Annotated in this window: 8 protein-coding genes, 1 pseudogene and 1 riboswitch; all 9 genes and pseudogenes read left to right on the top strand. The window is 46.4% G+C overall.

Going from position 1 to position 8934, the window contains the following annotated elements; all coding sequences use genetic code 11:
- A partial coding sequence (resA, locus tag D479_RS15185; RefSeq protein WP_008638650.1) for a thiol-disulfide oxidoreductase ResA occupies positions 1-392 on the top strand: 392 nt, incomplete at its 5' end.
- A 29-nt stretch (positions 393-421) separates the two neighbouring features.
- Positions 422-2053, top strand: a complete 1632-nt coding sequence (locus tag D479_RS15180; RefSeq protein WP_008638647.1) for a cytochrome c biogenesis protein ResB — start codon at positions 422-424, stop codon at positions 2051-2053.
- Positions 2054-2065: 12 nt separating this feature from the next.
- Positions 2066-3260 (top strand): annotated as a pseudogene (gene ccsB, locus D479_RS15175) (c-type cytochrome biogenesis protein CcsB).
- Positions 3261-3338: 78 nt separating this feature from the next.
- Positions 3339-4055 (top strand): response regulator transcription factor, encoded by a 717-nt coding sequence (locus D479_RS15170; RefSeq protein WP_008638645.1) that lies wholly within the window; start codon positions 3339-3341, stop codon positions 4053-4055.
- A complete protein-coding gene (locus D479_RS15165; RefSeq protein WP_008638644.1) occupies positions 4055-5833 on the top strand; it encodes an ATP-binding protein in 1779 nt (592 codons plus the stop codon). The genes D479_RS15170 and D479_RS15165 overlap by 1 nt, the downstream gene beginning before the upstream one ends.
- Positions 5834-5882: 49 nt before the next feature.
- Positions 5883-6060, top strand: a riboswitch (cobalamin riboswitch).
- Between the two features lie 147 nt (positions 6061-6207).
- Complete coding sequence (locus D479_RS15160; RefSeq protein WP_039871590.1) at positions 6208-6609, top strand: DUF4430 domain-containing protein; 402 nt, start codon at positions 6208-6210, stop codon at positions 6607-6609.
- A gap of 6 nt (positions 6610-6615) precedes the next feature.
- Positions 6616-7140, top strand: coding sequence for an ECF transporter S component (locus D479_RS15155; protein WP_008638642.1), 525 nt, complete (start codon positions 6616-6618; stop codon positions 7138-7140).
- A gap of 100 nt (positions 7141-7240) precedes the next feature.
- Positions 7241-7777, top strand: coding sequence for an RNA polymerase sigma factor SigX (gene sigX, locus D479_RS15150; protein ID WP_008638640.1), 537 nt, complete (start codon positions 7241-7243; stop codon positions 7775-7777).
- On the top strand, positions 7770-8858 hold the full coding sequence (locus D479_RS15145) for a hypothetical protein (protein WP_008638638.1): 1089 nt from the start codon (positions 7770-7772) through the stop codon (positions 8856-8858). The genes sigX and D479_RS15145 overlap by 8 nt, the downstream gene beginning before the upstream one ends.
- The last annotated feature ends 76 nt before the right edge of the window (positions 8859-8934 follow it).

Below are 8934 nucleotides of genomic sequence, written 5' to 3'. Positions count from 1 at the left end.
GAAAATTTGGAACAGAGGAAACCGTCCGGTTAAGTGAACTGGAAGGTAAAGGCGTTATGATAAACTTCTGGGCTACCTTTTGTGGTCCTTGTAAAGAGGAAATGCCTTATATGCAGGAACTGTATCCGGAATATAAGGAAAAAGGTGTGGAGATATTGGCGATCAATCTCGATTCCACCGATCTCGTAGTAGATAAGTTTATCAACCAATATAATCTTACTTTCCCGATTCTTAGAGATAAGGATGGGCAGGTTATGGAATTGTATAATATAAACCCCCTTCCTTCCACTTTATTCATCACACCAGACGGGGATATTGAAGAACAGGTAATTGGTCCATTGACGTTGGATAAATTGGAGGGTTACCTGAAGAGGATTACGCCGGAGGAGTAGATTTTACACGATATTGTGAGGTTTTGTTAATGAACGAAATTACCTGTGAGTGTGGGCATGTGAATCCGGAAGGGACTGTGTTATGTGAGTCCTGCGGAAAACCTGTCGAGAAGAATCAACATATTGATGGCAATGATCAGAAAGAGCTGCTCAACATGAGGTATGACGGGAGCGCCCGTCGTTCGAAGACCTACAACAGGACGATCATTGATAAGGTTTGGAATTTCTTTTCTTCTGTAAAAGTCGGAGTCTGGCTGATCTTCCTTACTGTTATTGCATCTGCCGTTGGCACGATACTCCCTCAAGAAATGTACATACCGCAAAACGTAGATCCAAGTACACACTACCGTGACCAATATGGAATGTTCGGTCAGATTTATTACCAGCTGGGATTCCACGATTTATTTTCGTCCTGGTGGTACATGCTTCTGATTGCCATGATCGGCATATCGATCATTGTCGCGAGTATCGACCGCTTCTTCCCATTGTATAAAACCTTGAAGAGACAGAAACCGAAACGTCATGAACTATTCATGAAGAAACAGCGTATTTTCGGAGAGACGGTTCGGGATGATATCGACACGGAATTATTCAAGCAGAATTTGAAGAAACGCCGGTATAAGGTTACGGAGGAAAATGGTCATCTGCTCGCTGAAAAGAACCGCTTTGCCAGATGGGGGCCTTATGTCAACCACATCGGCTTAATCGTTTTCTTGCTGGGAGCGCTTTTACGCTTCGTACCTGCTTTGTATGTCGATGATTTCATATGGGTACGGGAAGGGGAAACGGCACTGATCAACGGGACGGATGGTCAGTTTTACATTAAAAATGAAGCGTTTACCTTGGAAACTTATGATAAAGATAATCCGGAAGATGCCAGGTTTAAAGAAGCGCTGGAGAATCAGGAAGGTGCCATTCCAAAGACCTTCCGGACAGATGCTGTCATCTATGAGCGGACGAATCAGGGTGTTACCGGTGCGGAACCGGAGCTGAAAGAGTTGAAAGAAGGCGCCGCTACGATGAACAATCCGCTGAAATTCGATGATTATGCACTTTATCAGGCAAGTTATCAACTGGATGAGTTTAAAGAGATGAGCTTTAAGATTCATGATAAAGACGATGACGAAACCAATTACGGGGAGTTCACTGTGGATTTGACAGCACCTGCTTCGGAATACAAAGTTGGAGATTATCGTGTGGAGATTGCCAACTACTTCCCGGATTATGAGATGGAGAACGGGGAGCCGGTATCCGCCTCTAAATATCCACGAAACCCTGCTTTTGTCTTTCATGTTTATCCTCCCGGCGAGACGGAACCGGAGACGAGTTTCCTCGGGATCGGTGCAAACATTGACGCCGGAGGGGACAATCAGTATAAACTTGGTCTTACAGCTTTCGATGTTCGGGACGTCACCGGATTAACGGTAAAGAAAGACCACACGCTTTGGCTCATTGCCCTCGGAGGTGCCATCTTCATGATTGGTGTCATCCAGGGTATGTATTGGAACCACCGCCGCATTTGGCTGCAACCGCGTGAAGACGGGGTATGGGTTTCCGGACATACAAACAAAAACTGGTACGCTTTGAGAATGGAGATCGATAAAGCCATCGAAGGGACCAACATAGAATCACCGAAAGACCAATATGAAATGAAATCATAGATAGTCAGGAGGATGGATATGGGGGACTTGACGACGATTAGCGGCAATTTGCTGTATGCAGCTTTTTTTATCTATTTGATCGCAACTTTTTTCTTTGCAGGAACGATAAGAGACAAGAAGAAAGGGCGGAGTAAACTAGCGGGGAATATTGGTATCACCCTCGCAGTAATCGGTTTTCTGACTCAGGTCGGGTATTTCATTACACGATGGATGGTAAGCGGACATGCACCGGTAAGTAACTTGTTCGAGTACACCACCTTCTTCGGGATGATGCTTCGTCTTTGCGTTTATTGTTTTATATTTCATCTATCGGTTGGATCTGCTGGGATTGTTCGCACTGCCGATCGCGCTGCTTCTGATTGCGTTCGCCAGTATGTTTCCTACGGAGATATCACCGCTGGTTCCTTCCCTTCAGTCACATTGGTTATACATCCATGTGACGACGGCTTCGCTTGGACAGGGGATTTTATCCGTCAGCTTTGTTGCCGGTTTAATATTTCTTATAAGGCAGGTCGATCAATCAAGGCGGTCGAAACATACCACATGGCTGGAATTTGTTATTTATATTATCGCAACCACCATCGCTTTTATTGTCCTTTCCTCTACCTTCAATGCTATAGGGCACGAAACGACGTTTGAAGCCCCGGTTGAGGGTCAGGTGAAGGAAATTGTCTACTACATGCCGGCGATCGCTGGTCCTTCCGGTGGAGAAAAAGTATCCGGTGACAATTTCGGGCCGCTCTTTGAAGTACCGGAGTGGATGCGAGGAGAAGACGCTGCGAAGAAATTAAATACGTTTATCTGGGCAGTTCTCGGAGGTCTTGTTGTGTATTGGGCGGCACGGATCATTCTGAGAAAACGGATTGCAGCAAGTATTCAGCCTTTGTTAAACAAGGTGAATCCTGAGGTCGTGGACGAAGTTTCCTACCGGGCCGTAGCGATTGGATTTCCGGTTTTCACACTCGGGGCGCTTATTTTCGCCATGATTTGGGCACAGCAGGCGTGGGATCGCTTTTGGGGCTGGGATCCAAAAGAAGTGTGGGCCTTGATCACCTTCTTCTTTTATGCAGCCTATCTGCATCTTCGCTTGTCACGGGGATGGCAGGGAATGAAATCCGCTTGGCTTGCTGTCGGAGGATTTGGTATTATTATGTTTAATCTCATTGCTGTGAATTTAATTATATCCGGTTTACATTCGTATGCGTAAACGAGAAGCCCGGCAGGGGGACGAAATGTCCCGCCTGCCCTTTGTCTAACTTAGAATATACAGTCGGAGGTAGGTAACATGGAACAAGAAGCAAGAATACTGGTCGTTGATGATGAAGAGCGTATCCGTCGGTTGATCCGCATGTATTTGGAAAGAGAGCACTACGAGATCGATGAAGCAGAGGATGGAGAAGAAGCTCTGCAAAAAGCGCTGAACAATGATTATGACGTCATTTTACTCGATTTAATGCTGCCCGGAAAAGACGGGATAGATGTATGTCGGGAATTAAGAGAGAAAAAAGCTACTCCAGTAATCATGCTTACCGCAAAAGGTGAAGAAGCCAACCGGGTTCAAGGATTCGAGGTCGGTACAGACGATTATATAGTCAAGCCGTTCAGTCCGAGGGAAGTAGTTTTGCGTGTGAAGGCATTGTTGCGGAGAGCATCCTCGACCAAATTCCTGGAAACAGATACGCAGGCGAGAAATGTATTGGTGTTTCCGCATATGACTATCGACAATGATGCCCACCGGGTGACTGCGGAAGGGGAGGAAGTTTCCCTGACTCCGAAAGAGTACGAGCTGTTGCATTTTATGGCGCAGTCACCAGACAAGGTTTTCGACCGCGAGCAGTTGTTGAAGGAAGTATGGCAATATGAATTTTTTGGTGACTTAAGAACGGTGGATACCCATGTCAAACGCCTGAGGGAGAAGCTGAGTAAAGTCTCTCAGGAAGCTGCAGGGATGATTGTGACTGTTTGGGGAATCGGATATAAGTTCGAGGTCAGCGGAGACTGATGTTCTGGCGGAGTGTTGTCGGGAAACTCTGGTTCACCATCCTCCTGCTTGTATGCTTCGTCCTTTTTATCCTTACCATTCTGCTGCTTGAGTTCTTCCAAAACTATCACATACTCGAAGCGGAAAGCGATCTGCTTCAGACAGCCGACAAGATCTCTCAAGTTGTCGACCGCTATGAATCTGATGAAGACCTTCTGCTTTCATCGACTATTTTAGTTAAAGATCCAGCGAGCAGCGCAGTCATTGTCTGGGGACCCGGCGACAGTCTTTTCGCTGAAAGTGAATCCGAAGCGATGCCGCAGCTTGATGATGCGTGGTTTCGGAAGGACCCTGAACTTCGGGCCGTTATGGAAAACGGTAAAGACGTCAAAAAGATTGCAGATATGCAGGAGCATGCCTCCGGTGTGATGGTAGTTGGAACACCTCTTGAGAATAGCTCTGGAGCGGTCTTTGTCTATCAATCGCTCGACACCGTAGAAGAGACCTCGGAGCAAACGACGAAAATCATATTTCTTGGAGCAGGGATCGCGATTATTTTAACTACAATTTTTGCCTTTTTCCTGTCTACGAGAATAACAGCTCCACTTATTAAAATGAGAAAGGGAGCTATGGAACTCGCTAAGGGAGAGTTTCATACGAAAATCCCAATCCGAACGCATGATGAAATCGGCGAGCTTGCCATGGCTTTTAATCGGATGGGAAGAGAGTTGAAATTTCATATTAATGCTTTGAATCAAGAGAAAGAACAACTCTCAGGGATCCTGCGTTCCATGGCGGACGGTGTCATAACCATCAATCGTCAAGGAGATGTGCTCATAACGAACCCTCCAGCCCAGCAGTATTTGAAAGCCGCTGATTTCGAACGGGATCCGTCCCGGGATAAGGAAGAGGAGCTTCGTCTGCCGGAGCCTTTAAAAGAGCTCTTTCAAAGTGTTATAACAGAGGAACATGAATCCATGGTGGAAGTATCCGTACAAGGTCGCTCATGGGTGATCATTATGACCCCTCTCTATGACAGGGAAAAGGTTCGTGGCGCCGTCGCGGTTCTGCGTGATATGACGGAAGAACGGAGACTAAATAAGCTTCGTAAAGATTTTATAGCCAATGTTTCGCACGAACTACGCACTCCAATTTCTATGCTTCAGGGATACAGCGAGGCAATTGTGGATGATATTGCAGAAACTAAAGAAGACAAAAACGAGCTGGCTCAGATCATTCATGATGAATCCCTCAGGATCGGCAGATTGGTCAACGAGCTGCTGGATTTGGCCCGTATGGAAGCGGGGCATATTCAGCTCGCTCATGATACGATCGAAATGGGACCGTATATGCAGAAGATTATCCGGAAGTTCAGTGGTCTGGCAGGTGATAAACAGGTGAACCTTACGCTTGATCTTGCTCCTGAACTCGGCAGGCTTACCTTTGATCCGGATCGTATTGAACAAGTGTTCACGAACTTGATTGATAATGCCATCCGCCACACAGAAGAAGGCGGAGAAGTAAATGTGACGGTCGTTCCAGACGGGAATGACTGGGTCGCTTCGGTAAACGACAGCGGTATGGGCATTGCTGAAGAAGACCTGCCATTTGTATTTGAACGCTTCTATAAGGCGGACAAATCCAGGAAGCGAAAAACGAAGGATTATAAGAAAGGAACCGGTCTCGGTCTCGCCATTGCAAAGAACATCGTCGAGGGGCACGACGGGGAGATCAGCGTCCACAGCAGGCTTGGGGAAGGGACGACCTTTACCTTCCGCATCCCTTTCATTCATGGGTAATCCCCTTATTGCCAATTGTGACGGTTTCGTGTACGCTTAAAAAGGAACTGTATAAAATGAGAATTCAGGTGTCTGAAAGACTTAAAATGGGAATCCGGTAAGGAAACCGGAACTGTCCTCGCAACTGTGAGTGCCGACGAAAAGGTGGATCCACTGTGGATAACGGGAAGGAGCCTTGGAAGGATGACGCACGAGTCAGTAGACCTGCCTGATCTCGCGTTTCAATACTTCGAGGATTGAGTATTTGAGGCAACCGATCGGTGAATGGCGGCCAGTCCCGCTTCTATTGGTTCGTCTTAGAGCTTGTCCCAACAGGGGCAGGCTCTTATTTGTGGCTACTCAAAACCCTCAAAAAGACAGAAGGGGAGAAAAAAATGTTACAGAAATGGTATCGCCTGATGATGGCGGCCTTCCTTGCCGTCGGTGTTTTGGCAGGATGCGGCGCGCAGGAAGATGAAGAAAAGAGTGCAGAAACGACCGAACAGCAGGAACAGGAAATTACCGTAGAGGTGGAGCTTTCACAAGATAATGGTGCCGAAGAAATTGCTTCTGAATCAATTACTGCCGAAGAAGGTGCGAATCTGATGGAGGTGATGGAGGACAATTTCAAAGTGGAACAGTCCGGAGGATTCATCAACTCCATTGAAGGTGTTGGAGGCGATGAAAAGAAAGCATGGATGTACACCGTCAATGGAGAAGAAGGTCAAGTCGGCGCAGAAGATTATGAATTGAAAGATGGAGATCAGGTTACCTTCGATTATCATGCGTGGGAATGACCAACTATGAACACATATAAACTGACGTTGATTGCCATGCTGTCAGCATTAGCTGTTGCGGGCCGAATGGCTCTTGCCAATATTCCTAATGTCCAGCCTGTAACGGCGATTATTATCATCGCCGGATTTTGGCTGGGTCCAGTTGGAGGTGTACTGGTTGCTTTCGTAACGACACTGACTTCCAACCTCCTCCTCGGCATGGGTATGTGGACCGTATGGCAGATAACAGCCTGGGGTTTAATCGGTGTCGGAGCAGGTATCTTAGGTAAGATTCTTCCTAAGCTTCCGGTATGGTTGTTATCTGTATATGGTTTTTTGAGTGGTATCTTCTATGGCTTTGTCCTGTCTCTCACGATGCATGTCGCAGGACAGCCCTTCTGGGCCTATTATCTGGCAGGGATTCCTATGGACATCAATCATGCGGTTTCAAACACTGTTTTTCTGATTGTTATGGCTCCTGTATTAGGACGGTTGTTCAGACGTTACCCATTAACAAACCATAGATTGGACCCAGCAGGAAAGCTGCCCTAGAACAGGGTAGCTTTTTCTTTTTTTTTCGTATTAGTATAGGTAGTGTAACGATCTCCTATTTGTTACGACTATATACATAGGTGATTCAGGGGGTACTGTTTTGAAATCGTTCTTTGATGAACTGTATAAGCAACATCACCGGGATTTATTTCAATTTCTTATCTATATGGTCAAGGACCGTGCTGTTGCAGAAGATCTCGTGCAGGAAGTGTACATACGTGTCATAAAATCCTATCATTCCTTTCGAAAGCAAAGCTCAGAAAAGACGTGGCTGCTTTCCATTGCCCGTCACGTGGCCATCGACTATTTTCGGAAGCAGAAGAGAAAAAGGGATCGTATTATAGAAACATTTGATTGGACGAAGAATAAGGAGAGCTTACGCGATGGTCTCCCTCTGCCTGAGGAAGTGGCTGTAATGAACGAAGAGGTGAAGGAAATGTACAGAGCTTTGGATAAGTGTTCTTTTAATCAGAGGAGTGTGCTCATACTCCGCTATTTGCAGGGAATGTCCATTCAGGAAACAGCAGAGGCTCTTTCTTTCAGTGAAAGCAAAGTGAAAACGACGCAGCATCGTGGTATGAAAGCCTTGAGAACCCATATAGAAAAAGCGAGGGAAGGAGGAGGAGACATTGAGTAAGAAAAAAATATCAGACCAGGATGTGAAGCAGTGGCTTTCTCAGTTACCTTCTTTGGAAGACAAAAGGGAGCAGGGGGAGGTGTACCGCGCTGTTGAAAGAAGGATAAATCGTGGTGTGAGGAAGAAGCGGCACCGGATTGTTCCTCTATTATCTATTCTTACCGTTCTCTCTCTCCTTGCAGTCTCTCTCCCGTTTGTTCAGGAAATCCTGCAGCCCCTTCCTGAACAAGGGGCGCAGCAAACAGACACGAGGGAAGGGGAATTTGTCCCATTACCACCCGTTTTGGAAGGAGCTGGATTGGATATGCCGACACATACACTGTCACTGGTTGCAGATACCCGCAAATCCGGGATGAGGGTGCAGGCCTTCCCGGACAGGAATGGAGAGTTCGTCATTCCAATCACACTCGCTTCCGAAGAAACGAGAGTGGACCCAGACACTTTCGGACTTTCTCCGCGTACCGTTCCTGAAGTGGATTACGAGATAGATGAAGAGATTGGGAAAGCGAGAGCGGTATTTCCTGAGAACTATCAAGTCAGTGGGAGTTCATGGGCTAGGTCTGTCGTGGAAAGTGTGAGGTGGGAATTATCCGGATATGCCTCAGATTCCGTTGACGTGAAGACTTCTGACGGGAAACAGGTTGCCATCGGTAATTATGGTATGACCGATAAACTGCCTGTAGTTTCAGAAGAAACGTATTATTTTCTTATTTATCACTATGATGCTTCCACAAAATCGCTGCTCACTCCCGTACAAGCAGATGATGATGCAGACTTTTCGGATCTCCTTACAGAGATGGGAAAGAATGCTCCTTTTCCACAGCTTGAGTCTCCAATTCCAGATCATGTTCGTTTGTCCGTCGTTAAGGAAGATAAAGAGCGTTTGTATCTTGATGTAGATCACCATGCCTTCAAGGATGAAAGGGAAAGAAGGGAAATGGTGGATGCTTTGCTTGCAACGGCATTTTCGGCCGGTTATCGGGAAGTGAAGTTCAGCGGCCTGGAACGAGAGAAAGGTGCCTACGATTTTCGTCACCCTATACCTACTCCTGAGGTTATTAATCTTCTCGCTCCGAATTGATGGTCAATAGTCAAAGCCCTGCAGATAGTGGACAGCGATGAATCATGTTAAAATGGAAATATCAAAAAGGGGAAGA

The sequence above is a fragment of the Halobacillus sp. BAB-2008 genome (genome assembly GCF_000328325.1).
Lineage (GTDB): Bacteria > Bacillota > Bacilli > Bacillales > Halobacillaceae > Halobacillus.
Note: the sequence above shows the minus strand (reverse complement) of the source record. Positions and strands in the feature narration are given on the sequence as shown.

Bases quoted from the DNA above. Each gene is read 5' to 3' on its own strand.
- D479_RS15155 (WP_008638642.1), top strand. From the start codon at position 6,616: ATGAACACATATAAACTGACGTTGATTGCCATGCTGTCAGCATTAGCT.
- D479_RS15165 (WP_008638644.1), top strand. From the start codon at position 4,055: ATGTTCTGGCGGAGTGTTGTCGGGAAACTCTGGTTCACCATCCTCCTG.
- D479_RS15170 (WP_008638645.1), top strand. From the start codon at position 3,339: ATGGAACAAGAAGCAAGAATACTGGTCGTTGATGATGAAGAGCGTATC.
- D479_RS15180 (WP_008638647.1), top strand. From the start codon at position 422: ATGAACGAAATTACCTGTGAGTGTGGGCATGTGAATCCGGAAGGGACT.
- D479_RS15160 (WP_039871590.1), top strand. From the start codon at position 6,208: ATGTTACAGAAATGGTATCGCCTGATGATGGCGGCCTTCCTTGCCGTC.